At 63.3% G+C, this 25,149-nt stretch carries 19 protein-coding genes and 4 pseudogenes; 8 read left to right on the top strand and 15 right to left on the bottom strand.

Translation table 11 applies throughout. The features are described 5' to 3' along the window. Nucleotides 1-13 precede the first annotated feature (13 nt). The 3 genes from ABIA90_RS26685 to ABIA90_RS26675 all read left to right on the top strand — a co-directional run bounded on the left by ABIA90_RS26685 (nt 14) and on the right by ABIA90_RS26675 (nt 3,862). Nucleotides 14-340, top strand: coding sequence for a hypothetical protein (locus tag ABIA90_RS26685; protein WP_354121828.1), 327 nt, complete (start codon nt 14-16; stop codon nt 338-340). Nucleotides 341-470: 130 nt separating this feature from the next. Beyond that, nucleotides 471-1,664 (top strand): CaiB/BaiF CoA transferase family protein, encoded by a 1,194-nt coding sequence (locus ABIA90_RS26680; protein WP_354121829.1) that lies wholly within the window; start codon nt 471-473, stop codon nt 1,662-1,664. Between the two features lie 383 nt (nt 1,665-2,047). Further along, on the top strand, nt 2,048-3,862 hold the full coding sequence (locus ABIA90_RS26675) for a chloride channel protein (RefSeq protein ID WP_354121830.1): 1,815 nt from the start codon (nt 2,048-2,050) through the stop codon (nt 3,860-3,862). 46 nt (nt 3,863-3,908) lie between these two features. Here the strand turns inward: ABIA90_RS26675 and ABIA90_RS26670 are convergent, their stop codons facing one another. From ABIA90_RS26670 to ABIA90_RS26640, 7 genes are all read right to left on the bottom strand, one after another. Further along, a complete protein-coding gene (locus tag ABIA90_RS26670) occupies nt 3,909-5,426 on the bottom strand; it encodes a tripartite tricarboxylate transporter permease (RefSeq protein ID WP_354121831.1) in 1,518 nt (505 codons plus the stop codon). Nucleotides 5,427-5,435: 9 nt separating this feature from the next. Next, on the bottom strand, nt 5,436-5,978 hold the full coding sequence (locus ABIA90_RS26665; protein WP_354121832.1) for a tripartite tricarboxylate transporter TctB family protein: 543 nt from the start codon (nt 5,976-5,978) through the stop codon (nt 5,436-5,438). Between the two features lie 205 nt (nt 5,979-6,183). Beyond that, the gene (locus ABIA90_RS26660) at nt 6,184-7,158 is read right to left on the bottom strand and encodes a Bug family tripartite tricarboxylate transporter substrate binding protein (protein ID WP_354121833.1); all 975 of its coding nucleotides are present in this window, start codon (nt 7,156-7,158) and stop codon (nt 6,184-6,186) included. Nucleotides 7,159-7,456: 298 nt separating this feature from the next. Then, entirely contained in the window at nt 7,457-8,254 is a 798-nt protein-coding gene (locus tag ABIA90_RS26655; protein WP_354121834.1) for an enoyl-CoA hydratase/isomerase family protein, read from the bottom strand. A gap of 41 nt (nt 8,255-8,295) precedes the next feature. Continuing rightward, nucleotides 8,296-9,495 (bottom strand): pyridoxal-phosphate-dependent aminotransferase family protein, encoded by a 1,200-nt coding sequence (locus ABIA90_RS26650; protein WP_212102430.1) that lies wholly within the window; start codon nt 9,493-9,495, stop codon nt 8,296-8,298. A gap of 126 nt (nt 9,496-9,621) precedes the next feature. Next, entirely contained in the window at nt 9,622-10,905 is a 1,284-nt protein-coding gene (locus ABIA90_RS26645) for an MFS transporter (RefSeq protein WP_354121835.1), read from the bottom strand. A gap of 52 nt (nt 10,906-10,957) precedes the next feature. Continuing rightward, nucleotides 10,958-12,160, bottom strand: coding sequence for a pyridoxal-phosphate-dependent aminotransferase family protein (locus ABIA90_RS26640; RefSeq protein ID WP_502916680.1), 1,203 nt, complete (start codon nt 12,158-12,160; stop codon nt 10,958-10,960). 133 nt (nt 12,161-12,293) lie between these two features. Between ABIA90_RS26640 and ABIA90_RS26635 the strand changes: the two genes are divergently transcribed. The 3 genes from ABIA90_RS26635 to ABIA90_RS26625 all read left to right on the top strand — a co-directional run bounded on the left by ABIA90_RS26635 (nt 12,294) and on the right by ABIA90_RS26625 (nt 16,532). Further along, nucleotides 12,294-13,031 carry a GntR family transcriptional regulator gene (locus ABIA90_RS26635; protein ID WP_304490682.1) on the top strand — a complete coding sequence of 246 codons (738 nt, stop codon included), beginning with the start codon at nt 12,294-12,296 and terminating at the stop codon, nt 13,029-13,031. Between the two features lie 104 nt (nt 13,032-13,135). Next, the gene (locus ABIA90_RS26630; RefSeq protein ID WP_354121837.1) at nt 13,136-16,111 is read left to right on the top strand and encodes an FAD-binding and (Fe-S)-binding domain-containing protein; all 2,976 of its coding nucleotides are present in this window, start codon (nt 13,136-13,138) and stop codon (nt 16,109-16,111) included. Then, on the top strand, nt 16,104-16,532 hold the full coding sequence (locus tag ABIA90_RS26625) for a GlcG/HbpS family heme-binding protein (RefSeq protein ID WP_354121838.1): 429 nt from the start codon (nt 16,104-16,106) through the stop codon (nt 16,530-16,532). The genes ABIA90_RS26630 and ABIA90_RS26625 overlap by 8 nt, the downstream gene beginning before the upstream one ends. Before the next feature lie 588 nt (nt 16,533-17,120). On the opposite strand, the gene ABIA90_RS26620 is transcribed toward ABIA90_RS26625, so the two are convergent. Beyond that, entirely contained in the window at nt 17,121-18,206 is a 1,086-nt protein-coding gene (locus tag ABIA90_RS26620; RefSeq protein WP_354121839.1) for an ABC transporter substrate-binding protein, read from the bottom strand. Nucleotides 18,207-18,223: 17 nt separating this feature from the next. Here ABIA90_RS26620 and ABIA90_RS26615 point away from each other — a divergent pair, with 17 nt between their 5' ends. Beyond that, on the top strand, nt 18,224-18,535 hold the full coding sequence (locus ABIA90_RS26615) for a hypothetical protein (protein ID WP_354121840.1): 312 nt from the start codon (nt 18,224-18,226) through the stop codon (nt 18,533-18,535). 41 nt (nt 18,536-18,576) lie between these two features. Here the strand turns inward: ABIA90_RS26615 and ABIA90_RS26610 are convergent, their stop codons facing one another. The 5 genes and pseudogenes from ABIA90_RS26610 to ABIA90_RS26590 all read right to left on the bottom strand — a co-directional run bounded on the left by ABIA90_RS26610 (nt 18,577) and on the right by ABIA90_RS26590 (nt 22,235). Next, a complete protein-coding gene (locus ABIA90_RS26610; protein ID WP_354121841.1) occupies nt 18,577-18,828 on the bottom strand; it encodes a thiamine pyrophosphate-dependent enzyme in 252 nt (83 codons plus the stop codon). Nucleotides 18,829-18,848: 20 nt separating this feature from the next. Continuing rightward, nucleotides 18,849-19,628: pseudogene (locus ABIA90_RS26605) on the bottom strand (methylase); the annotation flags it as partial. Nucleotides 19,629-19,813: 185 nt separating this feature from the next. Then, a pseudogene (locus ABIA90_RS26600) lies at nt 19,814-20,233 on the bottom strand (DNA-binding protein); the annotation flags it as partial. A gap of 15 nt (nt 20,234-20,248) precedes the next feature. Next, nucleotides 20,249-20,500 (bottom strand): annotated as a pseudogene (locus tag ABIA90_RS26595) (T6SS phospholipase effector Tle1-like catalytic domain-containing protein); the annotation flags it as partial. A gap of 301 nt (nt 20,501-20,801) precedes the next feature. Further along, nucleotides 20,802-22,235 (bottom strand): hypothetical protein, encoded by a 1,434-nt coding sequence (locus tag ABIA90_RS26590; RefSeq protein WP_354121842.1) that lies wholly within the window; start codon nt 22,233-22,235, stop codon nt 20,802-20,804. Nucleotides 22,236-22,668: 433 nt separating this feature from the next. Between ABIA90_RS26590 and ABIA90_RS26585 the strand changes: the two genes are divergently transcribed. Beyond that, on the top strand, nt 22,669-22,827 hold the full coding sequence (locus tag ABIA90_RS26585) for a hypothetical protein (protein ID WP_354121843.1): 159 nt from the start codon (nt 22,669-22,671) through the stop codon (nt 22,825-22,827). Nucleotides 22,828-22,855: 28 nt separating this feature from the next. On the opposite strand, the gene ABIA90_RS26580 is transcribed toward ABIA90_RS26585, so the two are convergent. Together ABIA90_RS26580 and ABIA90_RS26575 are read right to left on the bottom strand one after the other, a co-directional pair. After that, nucleotides 22,856-23,587: an FkbM family methyltransferase gene (locus tag ABIA90_RS26580; RefSeq protein ID WP_354121844.1), complete on the bottom strand. Its 732-nt coding sequence runs from the start codon at nt 23,585-23,587 to the stop codon at nt 22,856-22,858. An 870-nt stretch (nt 23,588-24,457) separates the two neighbouring features. Next, a pseudogene (locus ABIA90_RS26575) lies at nt 24,458-24,685 on the bottom strand (DNA-binding protein); the annotation flags it as partial. Nucleotides 24,686-25,149: the final 464 nt, after the last annotated feature.

Raw genomic sequence — 25,149 nt, 5'->3', positions numbered from 1 at the left:
TGTAGAGGAAATCATGAAACCAGGCCCATTTTCAGTCGGTCTCATCGGGGTCATGGCGGTGTTCGCCGGGCCGGACCGTCTGCCCATCGGAGAACAGCCCGCCATGGTCGGGAAAGCCAATGCAGACGACGGCGGCAAGGACAAAGGCAATGAAAGCGGTAAGGTGGGACGCGCCCCCTCCATGCCCATGGCCCGCGACCCCGCGGCGACGGTCACCCGGGAATACGAGACCGCGCGTCAGAAGGGAACCAGGGAGGCGTTCGAGCTCTTCATTGCACGCCACGGCGATGACCCGCTGGCCGAGCAGGCACGCGACGAGCTGAAGCGCCTGTCGCGCTGATCCCTTCATGCAGCGCAGCAAACCGCACCAAGCACTGCATTTCGACAGGCGACATCCGCGCCGGCGCAGACTTGCCGCATGATGTTTCGGCACTATGGTGGCTCCGCAATCTGACCCGGAGCCTTTCACGATGCCCTTTCCGCATGCCTCGGAAGCCCTGTCGCGCTTCACCGTGCTCGATCTGACCCGCGTCCGATCCGGGCCCACCTGCGTGCGGCAGCTCGCGGACTGGGGCGCCAATGTCGTCAAGATCGACGCGCTGACCGAGGATTCCGGCGGCGAGCAGCCGGGCGGGCCGCGGCGGGGGTCCGACTTCCAGAATTTGCATCGCAACAAGCGGGCGATGACGCTGAACCTGAAGGACGAGCGTGGGCTCGCAGTGTTCAAGCGCCTCGCCGCCAAGGCCGACGTCGTGGTCGAGAATTTCCGTCCCGACGTGAAGAAGAAGCTCGGCATCGACTATGAGAGCCTGCGCGAGATCAATCCGCGCATCGTCTATGGCAGCATCTCCGGCTTCGGACAGGACGGCCCCTATCACAAGCGCCCCGGCTTCGATCAGATCGCCCAGGGCATGGGCGGGCTGATGTCGATCACCGGCGCGCCGGGCGAAGGGCCGATGCGGGTCGGCATTCCCGTCGCCGACCTCACGGCCGGCCTGTTCTGCGCCATGGGCATCCTCACCGCGCTGCTCGAGCGCGAGGTGTCCGGCAAAGGCCAGTGGGTGCAGACTTCGCTGCTGCAGGCCCAGATCTTCATGCTCGACTTCCAGGCCGCGCGCTGGCTGATGGAGAAGGAAGCCGCCAAGCAGGCCGGTAACAACCATCCGACCAGCATCCCGACCGGCGTGTTCAAGACCTCGGACGGCTACATCAACATCGCCACCACGGGCGGACGGATCTGGGAGCGTTGCGCGCAGGCGATCGGCGCGCCGGAGCTCTACAGCCATCCCGATTATGCGACCGCCCCAGCCCGCTCCAAGAACCGCGACGCGCTCAACGCCGAGATCGAAAAGCGCACGGTGACGAAGTCGACCGAGACCTGGGTTCGCGAGTTCAACGATGCCGGCGTGCCCTGCGGACCAATCTACGCCATCGATCAGATGTTCGAGGACGCGCAGGTCAAACATCTCGGCATCGCGCAGGACGTGCCGAACGACGAGGATCGCCACATTCGACTGGTCGGCCAACCCGTCACGCTGTCGCGCACGCCGAGCAAGATGGTGGCGCGGCCGCCGGAATTCGGCGAGCAGACCGACGAGGTGCTGAAGGAGTTCGGCTTCGCCCCTGACGAAATCGCCGAACTGAGGCGAGTGAAGGTCGTTTGACGTCGTGCAGCGCTAACGCGCTAGGCCTGCGCGCGGCTTGGGGATCGTCTCGCGGGCCCGCCGAAGCGATCTGCCACGGCGATTTCGCTCCGAAGAATATCATGCTCCAGGGAGCAGAACCGCGGGGTATCGTCGTGGTCCTGCTCAAATTCTGCATGGCGGCCTGCTCGGGCGCGCATTTGAAACGGTGCCGGCCCTTGCCCGCATCACCCAAATTCTCGAGCTGCCCCGCTAGGTTGCCTTCTCGCCTGATCTGCGAACCGGCCTTCCCGTTAGCAATGATCCGTTGATTTATATCGCTCTACGATATATTTCCGGCGCCGGCCGATGTGATCGGCGCCGCTTCATCATCCTCACAATCGCGTTATCCCGATCGGACTAACATGCCCCGCCCCATCCCCGCCAATTCCCTGCCGCGCCTCGGCGACTTCACGACAGACCGGCGAGTACTCATGCTGGTCGCCATGGCGATCTTCGTCGGCGCGGGTGGCGCCGGTACGGCGTGGCTGTTGCTGCGCGCCATCGCGCTCGTCACCAATGCCGTGTGGCTGCATACGCTGAGCACGCAGACCCTCTCGACAGCCAATCTGAAACCCGACGCCTGGATGGTTGCGGCCCCTGCGTTTGGCGGCCTCGTCATCGGCCTGATGGCGCGCTTCGGTTCCGAAAAAATTCGCGGCCACGGCATTCCCGAGGCGATCGAGGCGATCCTGATCGGCGGCAGCCGCTTGCAACCAAAAGTCGCAGTCCTCAAGCCACTGTCGTCGGCGATCTCGATCGGCACCGGCGGGCCGTTCGGCGCGGAGGGCCCGATCATCATGACCGGCGGCGCCGTCGGCTCTCTCTTCGCGCAATGCTTCCACCTCAGCGCGGCCGAGCGCAAGGCGTTGCTGGTGGCCGGTGCCGCGGCGGGCATGACGGCCGTCTTTGGGACACCGATCGCCGCCGTCATCCTCGCCGTCGAGCTTCTCTTGTTCGAGCTGAAGCCGCGCAGCCTGATCCCTGTGATCGCCGCCTGCGTGATCTCGTCGTCGCTGCGGCCCTGGCTGATCGGCAGCGGCGCACTGTTTCCGTTCGCCGGCCAGCTCGATCTGCCCTGGTGGGGGCCGCTTGCCTGCGTGGGCGTCGGCGTGGTCGCGGGACTGCAATCGGGGTTGCTGACCACGCTGCTATACAAGGCCGAGGATTTTTTCAGTCACCTGCCTATCCACTGGATGTGGTGGCCAGCGATCGGCGGACTGTTCGTCGGCGCCGGCGGCTTGATCGAACCGCGGGCGCTCGGTGTCGGCTACGACATCATCGGCGACCTGCTCAACGACAACATCGTGGTATCGGCCGCGGTGCTGATCCTGCTGGTAAAGTCCGCGATCTGGATCGTCGCCCTGGCGTCGGGCACATCCGGGGGCGTCCTCGCGCCGCTTCTCATTTTCGGCGGCTGCGTCGGCTGGCTCGAAGGACAATTGCTGCCGGGGTCGCATGGGGCCTGGGCGCTCGTCGGCATGGCCGCGATGATGGGTGGCACCATGCGCTCGCCGCTGACCGGTATCCTGTTCGCCGTCGAACTGACCGGCGACTTTCCGCTGCTCGGATCGCTTCTGATTGCCACGAGCGCCTCCTATGCGCTCACCGTGCTGCTGCTCAAGCGCTCGATCCTCACGGAGAAGATCGCGCGGCGCGGCCAGCACGTGGTGCGCGAATACGGCATCGATCCCTTCGAACTGCTTCGCGTCAACGAAGTGATGGTGACGGACGTCGATTCGCTGCCGGCAACGATGACGGTCGGCGAAGCGATGTCGTTCTTCTCCGGGGACGAGCGGCGTCACAAGTCCTATCCGCTGATCGATGCAGGCGGTCAGGTCTCGGGTCTCGTCGGCCGCACGGACGTCCTGCGCTGGCGCGCGGAAAGCGCCGACGGTCGCGACACCTTGTTCGACTGCGCGTCGGATCGCTCGCTCACACTCGGCTATCCCGACGAACCGGTGTCACATCTTGCGGATCGGATGGTTCTGGCCGACGTCGGGCGCGTGCCGATCATCGAACGCGCGACAGGGCATCTCGTCGGCCTGGTTGCCCGCAAGGATCTCCTGCGCATTCGAGCCACCGCAAGGTCTATCGAGAAGCAGCGCTCGGCCTTCTTCGGCCTTGGCCGCCGCAGCCCGTCAGAAAAGGTGACCGCCCTTGACGAAGCGCGGCTTTAGACAGCGGATGTGCCTCGCCGACGATCTGCGCCTACGACCCTCTTTGCTAGTTCGACGCGGGTTTCGCCCGCCCCGTCCATCCGGCGCGCCCAAGAAGACCGTCGATCACCGGCCAGAAAAGCAACAGGATGGCTAACGTCGTGATCGAGCCGACCAGACCGTTCGACCAGAATATTTTTAGGTCGCCACCGGAGCCGATCATCGAGAGGCGAAAGGCATCCTCGGCGCGGTTGCCGAGCACGAGCGCCAGGGTGAACGGCGCGAGCGGGATGCCGATCTTCTTGAAGACGTAGCCGACGACGCCGAAGCCCAGCATCAGCCAGATGTCGAACATCGCGTTCTGGATCGCATAGGCGCCGATCGCGCAGGACACCACGATCATCGGCGCCACCGCGGCGAACGGCACCCGCAGGATCGAGGCGAAGATCGGCACCGTCGTCAGCACCAGCACGAGGCCGACGACATTGCCGAGATACATCGAGGCGATCAGGCCCCAGACGAAGTCCTTGTGCTCCACGAACAGCAGCGGACCCGGATTGAGTCCCCACACCATCAACCCGCCGAGCAGGATCGCGGCCGTGCCGGAACCGGGAATGCCGAGCGCCAGCATCGGCAGCAGCGCCGAGGTGCCGGAGGCATGCGCCGCCGTCTCCGGTGCGAACACGCCCTCGATGCGGCCCTTGCCAAAGCTCTCGGGATCTTTGGCGAAGCGTTTTGCGAGGTTGTAACCCATGAAGGAGGCCGCGATCGCGCCGCCTGGGGTGATGCCGAGCCAGCAGCCGATGAACGAGGAACGCAGCAGCGTCACCCAGTATTTCGGCAGGTCCTTCCAGACGCCGAGCACGACGCGGAGCGAGATGCTCGCCGCGTGTCCGCGCAGCGCCAGCCGCTCCTCCATCGTCAGCAGGATCTCGCTGATGCCGAACAGGCCGATGACGGCAACGAGGAAGTTGATGCCGCGCAAGAGCTCTGACGAGCCGAAGGTCATGCGCAGATTGCCCGACACCGTGTCCATGCCGACGCCGGCGAGCAGAAGGCCGAGCGACATCGAGATGACCGTCTTGTGCTTGGCCTCGCGCCCCAATCCGACGAAGGAGCAGAAGGTCAGCAGGTACACCGCGAAGAACTCGGGCGGGCCGAACTTCAGCGCAAAGGACGAGATCATCGGCGCGAGGAAGGTGATCAGCAGCACCGCGACCAGCGAGCCGATGAAGGAGGACGTGAACGCCGCGGTCAGCGCCTCCGCCGCCCTGCCCTGCTGCGCCATCGGATAGCCGTCGAAGGTGGTCGCGACAGACCAGGCCTCGCCCGGGATGTTGAACAGGATCGAGGTGATGGCGCCGCCGAACAGCGCGCCCCAGTAGATGCAGGACAGCATCACGATCGCCGAGGTCGGATCCATCGTGAAGGTGAGCGGCAGCAGGATCGCAACGCCGTTGGGGCCGCCGAGCCCGGGCAGCACGCCGACGAAGATGCCGAGCACCAGCCCGACCATCATCAGCACGAGCGTCTTCCACGTCAGCAGGACGGCGAAGCCATGAAGCAAGAGACCGAAAGCTTCCATCGTGAGCGCCTAGTAGCCGAAGGCCGCTTCGAGCGGCCCTTTCGGCATGATGACGTCGAAGGCGATGTCGAAAGTGACGAACATGATCGCCGTGAACAGGAAAGCCGTGAGCAGCGACTTCCACAGCGCGATCTTGCCGACGAGCCGCATGAAGCCCGCGATCAGGAGGAAGCTCGCGATGTAGAGGCCGAGGAACTGCATCACCAGGCAGAACAGCAGCGTCGGCACGAACACCGCCATCACACGGCGGGCTTGCGCACGCGTGACGAAGCTTTCGGATGCCGCGCGGTGCGCCACGAAGGCCGCAATCAGGCCATAGAGGCTGCCACCACCGAGGATGACAGAGAGATAGAACGGGAAATAGCCGGGCTCCGGCCCGGTCGAATCCCAGGAGGCGCCGGTGCGCCAATTGTCATAGCCAAGCGTTGCGGCCAACGCGAGCAGCAGCAGGCAGACGAATATCTCGATCGTGCCGGAGGAGACGACGGAGGGTGAGTCGTCTTCAGGCGCGGTCGGATCGTCGACGACGATTTCAAGATCGGTTTGGGACATGGGCTGCTTTGCAAAAGCCGGGAGTGATGTCACCTCGCCCCGCTTGCGGGGAGAGGCAGAGGCCGCGTCCGCGGCCGTTTTCTGGAACGCCGAAGCGCTGGGTGAGGGAGACGCTCCGGGAGTCCGTCTGCCACTCTCTTCGGGGAGGGAGCCCCTCACCCCTGCCCTCTCCCCGCAAGAACGGGGAGAGGGAGAAGAGAGACGGCTACTTCGCGACGAATCCGGCTTCCGTCATCAGCGACTTGTTGGTGGCATCGTCCTCCTCGAGGAATTGCACCATGTCCTTGCCTGTGAGGAAGATCGGCTTCAGCGCCTGCTTTTCCATGTAGTCCTTGTATTCCGCGGTCTGCGTCACCTTGTGGAATAGATCGACATAGAACGCCTGCTGCTCCGGCGTGACCTTGCCGGGCAGGAACATCGCGCGCAGCATCAGATACTGGACGTCGACGCCCTCCTCCTTGCAGGTCGGGATGTCGGCCCAGGATTGCGTGTCCGTCACCTTGCTGGTGTAGGAGATGCGCTCCTTGTCGAACACGCAGAGCGGGCGCACCTGGCCGGCACGCCAGACTTCGAGATTTTCGCTCGGGTTGTTGACGTTGGATTCAGTGTGGTTGCCGACGAGCTGGGTCGCGGCCTCGCCGCCGGACTTATAGGGCAGATAGGAGAATTTTGCGCCGGTCTTCTGCTCGAGGAAGACGGTCAGCACGTGATCCTCGCGCTTGGAGCCGGTGCCGCCCATCTTGAACGGCGAGCTCGCCGCCTTCGCGGCCGCGACGAATTCCTTCACCGTCTTCGGACCTGCGCTGTTGTCCCAGAGCACGAACTGGTCGAGCGCGATCACCGAGACCGGCGTCAGCTCGCGCCAGTTGAACGGGATCTTCGCCGACAGCGGCAGCATGTAGATCAGCGAATAGGCGATCAGCACCTTGTTCGGGTCGCCTTCGCTGGCCTTCATGTACATCAGCGCTTCCGCGCCCGAGGCGCCGCCCTTGAGCGAGACGACGATCGGCTGCTTCATCAGATTGTTCTTCTGAATGGCGGCCTGCATCATCCGCGCCATCTGGTCGGAGGCGCCGCCCGCGCCGGCGGCCACCACGATCTCGACGGGCTTGGTCGGCTCCCAGCCGGCAAAAGCCGGCGCGCCACAAAGCGCGGCGGCCAGCGTGATTGCGGCCTTCATTCCATATCTCACGCGCATCTTCCCTATGTTCTTGTTTGGATTGGCAATTCGTGAAGTAAGCCGAATTGCATTGTGCGGGCGAACGCCGGCCAGTTCAAGCCGCCCGGCGCCGCCCCGCTTATGACTTTGGAATGAGATCGATTGCAAGCGAGGCGGGCCCGCAAAACGCGAGCCGTTGGAGCGCGCAGCCTCACAACGGTTGAGCAAAGTCCTGAGGGCGAGAATCTATGTCTGCCGTGTCGGGCGATTGCACCGATACAGGCGTTTGCCTAGGCACCGCACAAGACTTAGGCCTGCGCTACTTGCCCTTCCAGTTCGGTGTACGCTTGTTGAGGAAAGCGTCCATGCCCTCGCGGAAATCTTCGCTCATATAGGCCTTGAGGATCAGGTCCTCGCCCTCGTCGCGCGACAGCGTGCGGCGGATGCGGCGCACCGCCTCCTTGGTCGCTTCAAGCGTGAGCGGCGCATGGCTTGCGACCAGCTTGGCGGTCTCGTCGGCACGGCGCTGCAGCGTCTCGACGTCGGGCACGACCTCGTTGAGCAGGCCGAGCGACAGCGCTTCCTGCGCCTCGACGAGGCGCGCCTTGAAGATCAGATCCTTGGTCCGGGCAGGTCCTACCAGCGAGACGACGCGGCTGATGTTCGACATCGACAGGCAGTTGCCGAGCGTGCGTGCGATCGGAAAGCCGATGCGCGTGGTTTCGGTACCGATGCGAAGATCGCAGCAGGCCGCGATGCCGGCGCCGCCGCCGGTGCAGGCTCCCGCGATCGCCGCGATCACGGGCACACGGCACTGCTCGAGCGTGCCGAGCACGCGGTCGATGCGGGCCTCGTAGTCGAGCGCGTCCTGCGCGGTCTTGAACGCACGGAACTGAGAAATGTCGGTGCCGGAGGCGAACGCCTTGTCGCCGGCGCCGGTCAGGATCAGCGCCTTGATCGAGCGATCGGCGTTGATCTCCTGGCAGATCTCCGCCATGCGGTCATACATGGCGAAGGTCATTGCGTTGCGCGCCTGGGGGCGGTTGAAGGTGATCCGCGCGATGCCGTCCTGGACGGAGTAGAGCAGGTCTTCGTTGGTCGTCGTCGGTGCGTTCATCGCGCGCTCACTTTCTAAGTTAGTTCAGGCCACCTGGGCCCTCAGGCCACCTGAGCCTTGGCCATCGGCACCGCGTCGCGTCCCTTCAGGACGTCCATGGCCGCCAAAACGCCGCCGCTCCGGTGCGGAATCTTTGCAAGATCCAGGCCCATCTCGACGCCGGCAAGCGTGCCCATCAGCATCAGGTCGTTGAAATGGCCGATATGGCCGATGCGGAACACCTTGCCCTTGACCTTGTTCAGGCCCGTGCCGAGCGACATGTCGAAGTTTTCCAGCACCACCTTGCGGAAGGCGTCGGCGTCGTGTCCATCGGGCACGCGCACGCCGGTCAGCGCCGGCGAGTGTGCGGCGGGATCGGCGCACTGCGTCTCCAGGCCCCAGACCTTGACCGCGGCGCGGGTCGCGGCGCTGTGGCGCTTGTGGCGGGTCCAGACATTCTCCAGCCCCTCCTCTTCCAGCATCTTGACCGCTTCACGCAGGCCGTAGAGCAGATTGGTCGCGGGCGTGTAGGGGAAGGTGCCGAGCTTGTTGAAGGAGATGACCTCCTGCCAATCCCAGTAGGAGCGCATGCCGGGGTTGGCCTTCGCCACCGCGAGCGCCTTCTCCGAGACGGCGTTGAAGCCGAGGCCCGGGGGCAGCATCAGGCCCTTCTGCGAGCCGGCGACCGAGACGTCGATGCCCCAGGCATCGTGCTCGTATTCCATCGACCCAAGACCGGAGATGGTGTCGACCATCAGGAGGGCCGGATGCTTGACGCGGTCGAGCAGCTTGCGCACGTCGAGCGGCGGCGTCACGCAGCCGGTCGAGGTCTCGTTGTGGACGACGCAGACCGCCTTGATCGTGTGCTGCTTGTCGGCGGCAAGGCGCTTCTCGATCTCGGCGAGATCGGCGCCATGGCGCCAGTCGCTCGGGATGAAGTCGACGTCGAGCTTGAACTTGTCGGCGATGCCGCGCCACAGCACGGCGAACTGGCCGGTCTCGCACATCAAAACCTTGTCGCCGGGGGCGAACACGTTGACCATCGCCGCTTCCCAGGCACCGGTGCCGGACGAGGGGAAGATGATCACGGGCTGCTGGGTGCGGAACACCCGCTGCATCGAGGCGAGGACCGCAAAACCGAGCTCCGCGAACTCCGGACCGCGATGGTCCAGCGTCGGCATGTCCATCGCCCGCAGCACCCGGTCGGGCACGTTGGTCGGTCCTGGAATCTGTAAGAAATGCCTTCCAGTGTGCACGGTCATCGGCGTCCTTCCCGGTCTAGCCTTGGTTTTGATGGGCGCCGAATAGCACCATTTGACCGGCTTGTCCCCTCTCCAAAGGGCGCCTCCCATGCATAACCGGCGGCCCTCGCCCCGGCCGCGCTTCCCCTACTCCGCGGCCACCACCTTTCCGACCGGCAGGCGCCCCTCGGCCTCCGTGAACGGGTGCTCCGGATGCATCAGGAAGGCGGAGAAGCCACCGAGCAACAACAGCCCCATCGACATCAGGAACGGCAGGTACCAGTTGCCGGTCGCGTCGATCACGAAGCCGGCAACGAGCGGGGAGACGATGGCGGCGAAGGCCGAGCCGGTGTTCATGAGTCCCGAGGCGGTGCCGGAATATTTCGGGGCAATATCCATCGGGATCGACCACATCGGGCCGATCACCAGCTCGGCGCAGAAGAAGCCGGCCGACAGGCACAGCGCGACGATCGTGATGTCGTGGACGAACAGGATCGGAAACAACGAAAGCAGCGCCCCCGTAAATCCCGCAACGGTGACGCTCAGCCGCGCCAGACGGACGTTGCCGGTGCGATCGAGGATCTTGTCCGAAAGCACGCCGCCGACGCTGTCGCCGACCACGCCGGCGAAGAACACGCCGGAGGCGAACAGCGCCGAGTTCTTGATATCGAGATTGTAGTTGTTCTTGAAGAACAGCGGCAGCCAGTTGAGATAGAGCCACAGGCACCAGCCGTAGCAGAAATAGGTCAGTGTCACTGGCCACATGCGGCCGAGCAACGGCCCCCACGGCACGCGCGGCCGCTCGCCGGTCGGGCGCGGCGGCAGTGCGGCGAGCTCGGCCTCGGTGATGGAAGCGTGCTCCTTCGGCTCGTTGCGGAAGTACCAGACCCACACGACGCCCCAGACCAGGCTGACGAGACCGAGCACGACGAACGCGCCGCGCCAGGTCAGCCAGAGGATCAGCAGCGCCACCACTGGTGGCGTCACGGCATTGCCGAGCCGCGCGAACGAGTGTGTCAGTCCCTGCGCAAAACCGCGGCGGTTCGCGGGCGTCCAGTATTGCATCGCGCGCGTTGCCGTCGGGAAGGTCGCGCCCTCGCCGAAGCCGAGCGCGAAGCGCGCGACGAACAGTGCGGCAAGACCGTTGACGAAGCCGGTCGAGATGGTCGCCGCCGCCCAGATCATGCCGCACCAGAACAGCGTCTTGCGCGGCCCGAAACGATCGCCGACCCAGCCGCCGATCACCTGGAACAGCAGATAGGGATAGGCGAAGGCGGAGAAGACGAGGCCAAGCTGGGTGTTCGACAGACCGAGCTCCTTCTGGATCTCGCTCGCGGCGGTGCCGATGTTCACCCGGTCGACATAGGTGATGAAATACATCGCGCAGAGCATCGCCAAGACGACATGCGTGGCCTTGAACCGAATTCCCATCTCCACCCTCCCTGACTGTTTTTTATGATTGGCCTTGCGTGTCCCGCGCGACCTAGGTGCCGACCACTTTCAGATGCGGCGAGGCATTGCCCTGCGGGCGCTGCTCGAGCAGCTTCATCGCGGCGTCGACACCGCCGGAGCGATGCGGCACGCCCGCAACCGACAGGCCCATCTCCACGCCGGTGAGCGCACCGAGCAGCGTCAGCGCGTTGCATTCGCCGAGATGGCCGATGCGGAAGACTTTTCCGGCGACCTTCGACAGGCCCGAGCCGAGCGACATGTTGTAATTGTCGAGCACGATCTTGCGGAACTGATCGGCGTCGTGGCCCGGTGGCATCAACACCGCGGTGAGCACCGGCGAGAACTCCGAGGGCTCCTGGCAGAGGATCTCGAGGCCCCAGTGACTGACGGCGGCACGCGTCGCGGCAGCCAGCCGCTGATGGCGCGCGAACACGTTGTCGAGCCCCTCTTCGAGCAGCATCGCGATCGCCTCGCGCAGGCCGTAGAGCAGATTGGTCGCCGGCGTGTAGGGGAAGAAGCCGTTGGCGTTGGGCTTGAGCATCTCCTCCCAGTCGAAATAGGAGCGCGGCATCTTGTTGGTCTTCGCGGCTGCGCGCGCCTTCTCCGAGATCGCGTTGAAGCCGAGACCGGGCGGCAGCATGAAACCCTTCTGCGAGCAGCTCACGCTGACATCGACCTTCCACTCGTCGTGGCGGTAGTCGACCGAGCCGAGCGAGGAGATGGTGTCGACCATCAGCAGCGCCGGATGCGCGGTGCGGTCGATCGCGGCGCGGATCTCGGCGATGCGGCTGGTCGCGCCGGTCGAGGTCTCGTTGTGCACGACCATCACGGCCTTGATCGCGCGCGCTTTGTCCTCGGTGAGCTTCGCCTCGATCAATGCGGGATCGGCGCCGCGGCGCCAGTCGCCGGGCACGAAGTCGACCTCGATGCCGAACCGCCCCGCCATTTGCCGCCACAGGGTGGCGAAATGACCGGTCTCGACCATCAGCACCCGGTCACCAGGCGACAGCGTGTTGACGATCGCGGCCTCCCAGGCGCCCGTCCCCGACGACGGGAAGATCACGACCGGGCCTGCGGTCTGGAAAATTGTCTGGCTGCCTTCGAGCACGGCGCGGCCAAGCTCGCCGAATTCGGCGCTCCGGTGGTCGATGACCGGCATGTCCATGGCGCGCAGGACGCGCTCGGGGACCGGGCTCGGGCCCGGAATCTGAAGGAAATGGCGTCCCTGATACATGAAAACCTCCCTGTCGGCGAACTCTGGCCGGCTTCGGAGACTATTTTGCATTCATTTTTTGTCCTTTCAATCAAATTTTGGTATTCGATTGTGAACATCGACGCGATCAAACAGGCAAACTATTGTGCTGCAAATGAAATCCACGATTCCCGACACCGGGGTTCCGATCGCCCCACCAGCCGCAAATGGCGGCGACCGCCAGGAGGCCTCGCTTCACGGCGAGATCCTGCTGCGGCTGCGCGACTACGTGGTCGAGGGCAATATTCCCGACGGCGCGCGAGTCCCCGAGCGCCAGCTCTGCGCGATGCTCGGCATCTCCCGCACGCCGCTGCGCGAGGCCCTGAAAGTGCTCGCTTCCGAGGGCCTGATCGAGCTTCTGCCCAACCGCGGCGCGCGCGTCCGCCAACTCAGCCAGCGCGACCTCGAGGAGCTGTTCGACGTCATGGCGGGGCTGGAGAGCCTTGCCGGGCGCCTCGCCTGCGAGGCCATTACCGATGAGGAAATCACCGCGATCGAGCAGCTGCATTACGAGATGTACGGGCACTATCTGCATCGCGACATGCACGGCTATTTCCAGACCAACCAGCGCATCCACGAAAGCATCGTCGCGGCCGCACGCAACGAGACGCTGAAGAGCGCCTACGCCAACTTCGCGGGCCGCATCCGCCGGGTCCGTTACTCCGCCAATTTCGCCCGCAAGCGGCAGCGCTGGGCGGAAGCGATGCGCGAGCACGAGACCATCCTCGACGCGCTGCGCCGCCGCGCCGCCAGCGAGCTCAGCGACATCCTGTTCCAGCACCTGCGCAACAAGCGGGCGGCCGCGATCGAGCACCTGACCGAGCCCCAAGAGGACGCACCGGCCTCGCCCTGAGGGGCGGCCGACTTGCTCATTTTGAATTCATAATATAATCGGTCGTGAGAAATAATGAATAACTCAGCAAGGCTGGGCCTCGCTGGGTCGATCCGGGACCAGGGATGACAAACGCCTCCTCGCTCGAACGGCGCCTGCGCGCGGAAATGACCGGCGACGTCTTGTTCGACGGCTTCAGCCGCGGCCGCTATGCCACCGACGCCTCGTTCTACCAGATCATGCCGGCCGGCGTGGTCGTCCCCAGGACCATAGACGAGGCCTTGCGGGCGCTGGCGATCGCCCGCGACGAGGGCCTGAAGGTCACCCCGCGCGGCGGCGGCACCTCGCAATGCGGCCAGACCGTCAATGACGGCCTGGTGGTCGATCTCTCGAAGCACCTGAACCGGATCCTGTCGCTCGATGTCGCGGGCCGCACCTGCGTGGTCGAGCCCGGCATCGTGCTCGACGACCTCAACCGCCAACTCAAAAAGCACGGCCTGTGGTTTCCGGTCGACGTCTCCACCGCCTCGCGCGCCACCATCGGCGGCATGGCCGGCAACAATTCCTGCGGTGGCCGCTCCCTTCGCTACGGCACGATGCGCGACAACACGCTGTCGATGGAGGCGGCGCTCGCCGACGGCACGCTGGGCCGCTACGGCGAGGTGTCGCGCGATCTCTCCGATCTCGATGCGAACGACAGCGCGCGCGCCCTGTTCCGCGACATGCTCGATCTCGGCGCCCGCGAGGCTGACGAGATCGCCGCGCGCTTTCCAAAGGTGCAGCGCCGCGTCGGCGGCTACAATCTCGATGCGCTGACGCCGCGCAATGCGCGCAACAACATGGCACATCTCCTGGTCGGCTCTGAAGGCACCCTCGCCTTCACCACCAAGGTTGAGCTGAAGCTGTGGCCTGTCATTCGCAACAAGGCGCTCGGCATCTGCCATTTCGGCAGCTTCTACGAGGCGATGGACGCCGCCCAGCACCTGGTCAAGCTCAAGCCGATCGCGGTCGAACTGGTCGACCGAACCATGCTCGCACTCGGCCGCGACATCGCGATGTTCAGGCCGATCATCTCCGCCGCCATCAAGGGCGATCCGGATGCCGTTCTGGTGGTCGAATTCGCCGAAGAGGACCAGGCGGACAATCTGGTGCGCCTCAAGCAACTCGGCGAATTGATGGGCGATCTCGGCTTCGGTTGGAACAACGAGCAGCGCAAATGGGGCGGCGTGGTGGAGATCACCGAGCCCGCACTGCAAAGCGGCATTGCCGATTTCCGCGCCGCCGGCCTCAACGTCATGATGTCGATGAAGCAGGAGGGCAAGCCGGTCTCGTTCGTCGAGGATTGCGCCGTGCCGCTGCCGCATCTGGCCGACTACACCGCGCGCTTGAGCGAGGTTTTCGCAAAGCACGGCACCAGCGGCACGATGTATGCGCATGCCTCCGAGGGCTGCCTGCACGTACGGCCCGTGCTGAACCTGAAGCTGGAGAAGGACGTCAAGGCGATGAGGGCCATCGCCGAAGAAGCCTTCGCGCTGGTGCGCGAGTACAAGGGCTCGCATTCCGGCGAGCATGGCGATGGCCTGGTGCGCTCTGAATTCCACGAGACCATGTTCGGCGAGCGTCTCGTCGCCGACTTCAGGGAGGTGAAACAGCGCTTCGATCCCGAAGGCGTCCTCAATCCCGGCAAGATCGCCGATGCGCCCCGGATGGACGATCGCTCGCTGTTCCGCTTCAAACCCGACTACCGCGTCAACGAGTTGAAGACGAAACTGGATTGGTCCGCCTATCCCGGCGCCGGCGGCGGTTTCCAGGGCGCGGTCGAGATGTGCAACAACAACGGCGCCTGCCGCAAGCTTGAGGGCGGCGTGATGTGCCCGTCCTACCGCGCCACGCGCAATGAGAAGGACGTCACCCGCGGTCGCGCCAACAGCTTGCGGCTCGCCATCTCCGGCCAGCTCGGCCCCGACGCGTTGTCCTCTGACGAGATGATGGAGACCCTAAAACTCTGCGTCTCCTGCAAGGCCTGCCGCCACGAATGCCCGACCGGCGTCGACATGGCCAAGATGAAGATCGAGGTGCTCGCCGCCCGCGCCGCGTCCCATGGCCTGACCCTGCGCGACCGCCTGGTCGGCTACCTCCCGCGCTATGCCGGTCTCGCATCGCGCTTCGCGCCACTCGCCAATTTGCGCAACCGCAGCCCGCTGCTGCGAAAGCTGTTCGAGCGCTTTGCCGGCATCAGCGCGCGCCGCGCCCTGCCCGCCTTCCGCAGCGACGTGTTCGTGCCGCCCGCGGAAGCGGTCGGGCCGGAGACCGGCCGCGAAGTCGTGTTGTTCACGGACACCTTCAATCGGGTCTACGAGCGCGAAAATCTCGACGCCGCGCTCCGCGTGCTCGCCGCGGGCGGTTATCGCGTGCATCTGCCCAAGCCGGCGAGCGGCAGCCGCCCGCTCTGCTGCGGCCGTACATTCCTCTCAGCCGGTCTCGTCGACGAAGCCAGGGCCGAGCTCGACCGCCTCGTGGCGGCGTTCGCGCCCTTTGCCGCCCGCGGCGTGCCGATCGTCGGCCTCGAGCCGAGCTGTCTGCTGACGCTGCGCGACGAGCTCACCTCACTGCGCAAGGACAACGATGCCAGGGCGGTCGGCGCCCACGCCCAGACTTTCGAGGAATTTTTGGTGCGCGAAGCGGAGGCCGGAAGGCTGCAACTGCCGCTCGGCACCGTCGCCGACAAGGCCGTCGTGCACGGCCATTGCCACCAAAAATCCTTCGGCGCCTTCAAGCCGGTCGAGCAGGTGCTGCGCCTCATTCCAGGCCTGAAGGTCGAGACCATCGAATCGAGCTGCTGCGGCATGGCCGGCGCGTTCGGTTACGGCGCTGACACCTATGATGCCTCGATCGAGATGGCTGAGCTGTCGCTGTTGCCCGCGGTGCGGCGCGCCGACCAAGCTACACTCGTCGTTGCCGACGGCACCTCCTGCCGGCATCAGATCCACGACGGCGCCCAGCGCGAAGCGCTTCACGTCGCACGCGTGCTGGCGATGAGCCTCGACCGCACCGGAGCAAATTCCACTTCTCACACTAAAAAGGAAACCAGCCATGGCTGACCTCTCGCTCGACACCGCCCGCAAGATCCTCGACGCCGCCTTCGCAAAATCCACCGAGCTGAAGCTCAAGCCGCTGGTCGTCGCCATCCTAGACGCGCGCGGCGTGCTCAAGATCGCCGCGGCGCAGGACGGCACCAGCTTGATGCGCGCCGAGATCGCTCACGGCAAGGCCTATGGTGCGCTCGCCATGGGCATGGGCTCGCGCGCCTTGTTCCAGCGTGCGCAGGAGCAGGCCTATTTCATCGATTCCGTGAACACCATCGCCAAGGGCGCGCTCGTGCCGGTCCCCGGTGGCGTGCTGATCATGGATGGCGCAACGCTGCTCGGTGCCGTCGGCGTGTCCGGCGACACCTCCGACAATGACGAGGCCTGCGCCGTGGCCGGCATCCAGGCGGCAGGGCTTAAGGCGAACGCGGGCTAGTAGTCGCCGGCTGGGCGCACCAGGGCTCGAACCTGGGACCCGCTGATTAAGAGTTCAAGCTCATCCCCACTCTGCAGTTTCCGATCGCACGCCGCGCTACGAAAGCCCTTATCCTCGCGGGCTTATGGCCGAGTACCGAAGTCACCCCGGAGGGCCTTGGCCGCAAGGGGATGACGCTCGGCCGGGTGGATACTAGATCGGGCCTACCCTCATGCGCGCGATCGCGCACTGGACGTCGCGGCATCCGCTGGCCGGCTTTAGAGGCGACGGTCGCCGCAACGTCGAAGCGTTCGACACGACTGGCGACACATATCCTGAGTGTCGGGAGGATAGAGCCGAGGTCACAACCGGCGCGAAGGCAGAGTGGGAAAGCATGTCATTGCAAGAGGTCTAGCTCCTTGCCGACAAGCAAATTTATCGCGGTATCCGGGAAATGGGGAACCGGAAAAGGTCATTTGTGGCGGGAAGTTCAGACTGCGTTTACTCCGGCAAGGTCGATCACGGCTTCGCACCGAAATAGAAGATTTGCGCGAATTGCGGCGCAACGTGGGTGGAGAAGCGACAAAGTCCGATTTTGACATTGTTGTGCTACTGCTGAATCCAAGCGTTCCAAGTGTCAAGCATTCTGGCTTGGTTGGCAACGATCCAAGCCGAATCGTGTTTGACAATGGCCTGGAAGGCCTCTGGCGAGCTCGGAATGTTGGCGCGTGCGGCCTCGCTCATCATCGCCATGGCGTCGAGGCTCGGCGGGGTGACGCTGAGACGTTCTGCGAGTCTCGCCTGCACGCTCGGATTGTCGAGGTAGAACTTCAGCAGCGCCTCCGCTCCAGCGGAGTTGGGGCCGTTGCGGAGGATCTGCATCGTGTCGGCCAGCATGAAGGCGCCCTCATAGGAAATCTGAACAGGTTGGCCTTCCGCCTTCAAGGCCGCGGCGCGCGTGGCCCAGATCAAGCCGATGACGTATTCGCCGTTGCGGAAGCCCTGCTGGCTCTGGTCGCCGGTGCGCCACCAGAGCTGGATTTGCGGTTTGATCTGGTTAAGCTTCTTAAGGGCTCGATCGACGTCGAGCGGAAAGAGCTTGTCGGCGGGCACCCCGTCGGCCAAGAGCGCGGCCGCGAACACGCGCCAGGGATCGTTGAAGCTCGGCAAGGCGCGTGGACCAGGGAAATGGACGGTGTCCCAGAAATCCGCCCAGCTTCGAGGTTTGGCGCCCGAGAAGTACTCGGCGTTGAAGGCAAGGAGTGTGGCGTTGAACGTGATTCGCACGCCGGCAGGATTGCAGGTCTTATCGACCAGATCTCTGCGCTCCCTGAACTGCTCGCAAAAACCCGAGAGGTCACGGGTAAAGGATCGATTCTGTGTCGACTCGGCGGTGATGTCGACGTTGTTAATGATGTCCCACGTGACTTGACCTGTGTTCGCCATGGCCTGGGCCCGCGCCCGCTGCTCGGAATCGGTGCCGACGATGGTGCTTACCTTGATCCCGGTCGCCTTCGTGAAGGGCTCGAACCAAACCTCCTTTAGTGTCCTATCGTAGACGCCGCCTGTGGTAGCGACGACTATCTCGCCTGACTGAGCAACCGCCGCAGTTGTAAGCAGTAGGCTCAGCCCGATCTGCCGGACGAGCTCTGCGCCGGTGGGTCGACGACGGCCGCGTGTGCTTGGCTTGATCATGTTTGGAAGCCCCATCGATGTCCATTGATTTGGCCGGCGAGATCGATGCCCAGCTGCGGAACGCGGCCGGATCCTGGGTGAAGCCAGGCACGCTCGTCGCGAGCATGGTGAGGTTGGCCGGATCGAGGAACCGCTGCTTTCCCGAGCTCGGCAGGCTCGTTCTTCAGATCACGCCCTTCCGGTACGAATCGGCCATCGCCCAATGCCTCGGCCGAAACGCTCTGCCGAGCCTCCCCCATCTGCTGGAAATGAAGGCGCTGCAGGCTGAACAAAGCGGCCGCCCGGCCTTCCATCCGAACGACTTCGGCTGTGGCGAGGGAAATGCCTGAGCTGCCACTGGAGATGACACCGACGCTAGGGGCGCGTTCCATCAGACGAGCTCCAGTTCGAGGGCGACTGCTGGATCGAGCGTGCCATCATAGAGAGAAATCGCCGGGTGCGCGTCCGGATCGGTGGTGATCTCGACCAGGGTTGAGCGCTCTCCCTGCAAGGCGTCGCGCAGCGCCGGGAGGATCTCCGCAGGTGTCTCGACGCGCGTGCCGACGCTACCGCAGGCTCGGGCGATCGCGACGTGATCGACCGGAGCAAAGTGGCAGGCAGTGGTGTAGGCTCCGAACTTCACCGTCTCGGCATCCTTCTGATATCCGGCGCGAAGGTTGCGCCAGCGATGGCGACGAGGCGTCCACCGTCGCAAAGACGCGCGAGCGCCGAAGAGATGTGCCGGAGAGCCGCATCCGCCATTCGTCGATCGACATTCGCCACCGCCGAGAACGGCGGATTCATCAGGACGACGGTAGGTGCGACACCCGCATCGAGATGATCATCGATCTGTGCGGCATCGAACCGCGTGACCTTAGCGTCTGCGAATAGATGATCGAGCAGCTCCGCGCGGGCCTCGGCCAACTCGTTCAACATCAGAGCGCCGCCAGCGAGCTCGGCAAAGATGGCGAGCAAACCGGTCCCCGCGGAGGGCTCCAGAACTCGATCGGCAGGCGTAATGCCGGCTGCGGTACATGCCACCAGCCCGAGCGGGATCGGCGTCGAGAATTGCTGAAGTGTCTTACTGTCCTCGGAACGCCGCGTGTGAGTCGGCAGGTAGCTCGCGACTCTTGCAAGCATCGACAGCATGGCGGTCGTCGAGCCAGCCCTGGCCGGTATGGCCGGGCCGAACTTGCGAAGAAACAGGACGGTTGCCGCCTCGCAGACGTCATAGGCGGTCTTCCAGTTCCAGACGCCGGCCGCGTCTGAGGCGCCGAAGGCAGCCTCCATGGCGCTACGCAGAACGGCGGCATCGATGCGACGGCCACGTTCGAGATCGGTCAGGAGCTGTCGCGCTGCCCTGACGGCGGCAGAGGTGAGACGTGCAGCGGCACGCATCGAGGGCGGCGCAACGGCAGCGAGGCCGGAGAGAGATTCGGTCATGGCAGGATTTCTCAGGAGAGCAGGAACGGGTCGAACCGCCCGGCGCTCTCCTTAAGACCACGGCGATTCAAACCCTTCGCGGCCAGACTCGACCTCTCAACCCTCGGCCATAAGAATGGGGACCGGCGCTGTGCACCGGTCCCCGAGCAACCGCAGGACAGCCGGAGCCACCCCGTTTCATGATGTCACTCAGCCGCGTCGAGCTGTTGCGGATCATCGTCGCTGGCGTTCTCTTGATCCTCCGCGTCGGCGAGGAATTCGGGCAGCGGCCCCGCTTCGGCCTCTTGCTCCGCTGGCGACGCAGTGGGATCGACGAAACGCAGCGGCTCCGGCAACCAGCCCGATCCATCCAGAAGACGCTCGGCCTCCTTGGCCATATCGCCCTTCTTCAAGTGGTCGATCAGTTGCGCGGAAGATTCGCCTCTGGCTTCCCGGACCGCCTCCAGAATGCGAGGCTTCGTGACCCTGCCGAGATAGTTGTCGACGGTCGGTTTCCAGCCAGCCTGCACCATGTCGAGGCAGACGGCGCGCGCCAGCACATCGGCATGGTCGAGTCGCGTGCGGACGCCGTGGGCGGAGACGCGGCCCTGATTGTAGCGGTTGACCGCGTTCGGATCTTTCGGATGGCGAACGTCCCACACCGTCGGAGCGAAATCGTTGCGGTGCTCATCGATGGCAAGCGCGTGATAGCCGTTCAGGATGTGGATGCGTAATCCCGTCTGCAGATAATCAAACTGAGAACGGCTAATGCCCGGAATATTTCCGGCCGCCACGCCGACGGATCCAACGGTATCCCACACGCCGACAACTTTCACTTCGCCGGCTGGGAATATTTGAGCAGCAACTTTTCCTGCTCTGTCAGCTTGCCTCATCCGTCTCGCGCTAGGCGCAACCGGCGCGCGCGCCGAAGTCTTCAAGCACCAGCTAGATGTCGCAGTCGAGGCGGTCGGCCGGCACGATCGCTACTCCGATACTACAATGGCGGAGAGACGGCCCCGACTGCGGGGGATCAAGGGATAGGCCGGGGCCGCTCCGCCAGTTCTGGGAACGAGCCAGCGACGACTCAAATATTCGCCCGCCCTTGTCGTTCCTTTTAGAGCTATCCGGCTGATGGACTAGCTGGCTACCCCAACGCCGAAAAGGCTGCCGCAAGCGGAGCAGGGCCCTGGCTTATCAACATGGCCCCGAGGCAGGCCGATCGAAATAGGCTCGCGGCATCACCAGCCAAAGCAAGAAGAGAGTTCCAAGTCCGCTCGTCAGTAGTGCGGTAGACAGGGGAACGTTGAGCAGCGCTAACACAGCCATCCCACCAGAGACGATTACGAAGCGAGCGGGGAGTCGAGATGAGCAGGCATTGCCGAAGGCGAGTACCAAGCCACAACCGAAGACGCTGAGCGGCGCTAACCGCGGACCCACCGACGCAATCCCCTCCGTGGCAAACAGAGAGGCGTTTAGTGTACCAAACCGATATTCACGCTCCAACACGACGCCCAGTTGCTCGCTGTAGGGGCAATGAAGGAAAGGCTTCAAAAATGATATCTGGCAAAAATACGTGAGAGGATGGGTAGCAAAGAAGCGGTCGTAGAGGTCTATGGAAATAGCCGGAACCGCGATCAGCCTGAAATTGAAGAGGCCAAAGATGGGGAGATAGTCATCGGGTAGCCCGGGGACCAGGACTAGGGAAATCGACAGCAGCCCAACCACCATTGGGATGAGCAGCGAGAGCATCACGGTTGCACGCGGCCCGTTCCTCGTAGACAGCAGCAACAGGAACAACATCCAGGCCGGGGCGAGAAGATTCATCTTTGTGAGCATTATTGGATAGCCTAGGAAAAGGAGCGCAAGAGCGGCGCCGGCTCCTAACCACCGCCTTGAGAACGCGTAGCACGCGAAGGTAAACGGGAGCAGAGCGCCAGTCACGATGCCCATGAGATACGCGAGTGGCGTCGGCAGCACGATCCCCGACCGGTACAAGTAGATGTTCTCATAACTGACGAATTTGAAATGATATTGCGATGCCGCGATAAGAACCACCGCGCTAAGCGCGAGAGCGCCAATTAACAGCTTTTGCAGCAAACCAACTGAAAGCTCAGGGACCGGAGGCCGGCGTAGCGGCAGGAACATCGCCGGCAGAAATAACACTGCGGCAGCGGCCAGCATCTCCCAGCTTGAAGTTGCCTCCGTGAGCGTCACATAGGTCAAAAGAACACTAAAAAAATAATAGCAAGCGAAATACCCGAAACTGATTCGGGCGAACAAGAACACGAAGCCCAGACAAACAAAGGGCAAGATCTGGATCAGGCTAGCGGCCTGACCGAACGCCGGAGGGTGCAGATCGAGCATGTAGGAATAATAGATTCGAACGAAGAAAGCCGAGACCCAACAGACACATATTTGAGCTGCAAAGACGAAGCTGCCCCAATATCTGGTGCCCGGGTTGGCCGACGGCTGCACGAACTCTTCAAAGGACTCGAACCTAACGACCTCTCCGCGCACAACCGCTTCGATCGCCGTACCGTCAACGAACCTGTAAGGCACGCCATCATAGTAGCCCTCGACGGCGAATGGCTCGCCGTCGGGGGCGAGTGCTTTGGGAACATTGTTCATGAAAGTTGAATAGCACAGCCGCCTCACTCGCGCTTTATCAATTTGCGAACGCTTATGAGGCGTTCGATCTTCAGCGGTCGCTTGCCACTGCGCTGCCTGACAGGGTCTTGGCGCCGAACCGCAGCGGATAGCAAGCGTCTTTGGTCGTTCTCGGATCGCTTACTTCACTTGTCTGAGCACTGATCTGGCCACGTCTAAGCCGACGGCCATTCGGCTGCCCCTTTGGGCTCGTGACCTGAATGAGTCCCCATCAAGTCGGCCGGCCGTGAGGGACGCAAATCCTCGCTAGGGGACTTATTTGACGGGCGGCCTGCTTCATTCGCGGTTCGACAAACCCAATTCCGTGATGTCACGAGATTTCGACTGGCTCCAACACCGCTCGCGTCCCATATAGTTGTGTGAGGGTGGGCAGTTGGGATTGTGGAGATCGTTGATGGCCGACCCCGTGGAACTTCGAAACCGCGCGGCAATGTTTGAGAAGCGTGCGGACGAGGCAAAGGATGCAATTTCGCGGGCGCACTATCGAGAGATGGCCGCGCACTATCGTGCGCTTGCGGTAGAGCATTCCGAAATTATGCGCGTTGAAGCTTAGCGCACAGCGTTCGTGCTATAAACCCGGATTATCTAGGAAACTGCTCTGCTAATCCGCTTGGTATAGTTGTGCCAATCGCCTCCGGCGGGAAGAACAGAAAATCACGATGGCCGCCCGACCCGAATTTGTAATGTTCGACTTGATCCGGGTTGGACGGAGGCAGGTAGCGCCCTCCGAGAAACATCACGCCTGAATAGCCGAGACTGTCAAAGTAGGAGAACAGCTTTTCTGCCTCGGCAGGCACGGCTTCAAATTGAATAACCGGACGGTGGGTCTTGATCGTCCGCTCTCCTCCTGAAAACACGTCAAGTTCGTGTCCCTCAACGTCGCATTTGATGAACCTCAGATTCGGCATGTACATGCTGTCGAGTGCAGTGAGCGACACCTCAAGCTGATCGGCCTGCAATCGGTTCGGTTCAAGCGAAGCGCTTCCGTCTCCGGCGCGCCGTCGAGTGAGTGTTGCAGTTCCGGCCCGGTTCGACAGAGCGGTGTTTAGAACCCTGACGTTCTTCAATTTGAAAGCGCGCTTCCGGTCATCGATGTAGAGCGCCATTTCAGGTTGGGGCTCGAAAGCCACGACATTGCCAGATGGTCCTACAGCTCGCGCAAGCCAATACGAATAAATACCCTTGTTCGCGCCGATATCGATAGCGGTCCCACCCTTGAGATTGAGGCTCAGTAGGGTCTTGATCTGCAACTGCTCCGTTCGGAATCGGTAGCGCAGGCAACGAACCAAAAAATGTAGGTCCTCGAAATTCACACCTCAGCCCCTCCCAACCCGGGAAACTGCATACACCCTCAACCTTCGCGAGCCAAGAGGCGAGTGAGTTGTGAAAGCCCGAGCAGCGCGGCTGCCGCGACAGGAGTCTTGATTACTTGCGGCGCCTAAACGGCAGCACCTTTCCGGAAGGACGGTGAGGTGGGGGTGGTTCAGGATCTGGAGACTCAGGATCAACGCCGTATAATTCTTCCACGGAGATCCTGATCTTTTGCCAGCGGCCGTTTTCGTAGATCGTGAAATAGCCCCACACCTCTGTGAATGCAGTGTCAGCCCACGGGATACCGTCGGTATCGTCTTCTGGCGCCTCCTCCTCGCGGTCTTAACCGCGACTACATGGACGCGTTTGAAAAGGCGCCGAGCAAGGACTGGAGCAACTACCACAGGTCCGCCCTCTACCGCGACGAGTTCCTCGCCGCGCGCAACTCCAATCTGATTTGGTTTGCTATACTTCCGGTTGGTTAGAGCTTGCACATTCAGGGCTCGCTCTCGGTCACCAGCATGAGCTGGATAGCCATATCGGTGTCTGATCGTCCGCCACAAAGTAATACTTGTCCGGATGTTTCATCGTCACCTCAGTGCACGGCATCTAACCGGTGTAGGTCCGAAAGCGCCCCCGCGTGTAGGCATGCGAAACGGCCTTCTTCAACTCCGAGATCTCCGATTCCAGGAAGTTGTTCGCAATGATCAGAGCGCGAACAGCAGCACGCATATCGCCGCCTCAAACGGCGATCGCCTGCTCGACGGCGGCATCCAGCCCATCGTCCTGATCGTTCGGCTTTGAGACCGAGGACATGGCCCTGTTCCAGGTTGACCGTCGACGGTGCATGTTCTTATTTTGTCCTCATGGAGTCGACCTTCCGCCGGCACCTCAAACATGACAGTCTCATTGCCTACCGCCTCCACAATCGGCCATACGTTGAGGCTCTGCAGCAGCGAACGGTGCGTGATACTATTGGCGAATTTCTCGATCGAAATTCCGGCCTTGAACCGCCGAATGTTCGATTGTCTGAGTACCAGTTTGTTGAAGGGGATGTCGCGCGAAGGCGACAGGGTGATCTTTTGGACATCCTTCGTCATCTCGATTCTCCACGACGGGCGGCCGGGAGCCTCTCTCTCGGCCTCCAACCCATCGCGGAAAACCGCGCAACCCTTTCACTCTCCTCCCGCCTCCCGCTCCGCTCGTGGTCGTCATGTCGACCGCGGGCTCCGGCAAGACTCCAAGGAGCTAGTTCATGACCATGCTAGCTTGTGAAGAAGCTCGCACAATCGCGCGATTGTCTTCGAAGGCAGCCGTATAACCCGGCCAAGGCAGATTGGCGTCTGCATCAGAGCATGCGAAATCTAGGACGCAGACCGCCCTCCGTCCCATTCTTGATGGGCTTGAGGTGCCTAGGGCCGCAGGCGTGACCAGGCGCGCGCCAACGGCGCGTCGCCTCAACCGAAAATGGCACCCGGAGAGCGTGAGCATAGCGACCCGAAGGGGCACGCGGGTCCGAGTGCAGCGACGAGACCGGTTCAATAGCGGCACCCGGGAACGGGGC

Origin of the sequence: Bradyrhizobium sp. LA6.8 (genome assembly GCF_040547935.1) — a bacterium.
Lineage (GTDB): Bacteria > Pseudomonadota > Alphaproteobacteria > Rhizobiales > Xanthobacteraceae > Bradyrhizobium > Bradyrhizobium barranii.
The sequence above is the reverse complement of the archived record's forward strand: the minus strand, read 5'-3'. Positions and strand labels throughout refer to the sequence as shown.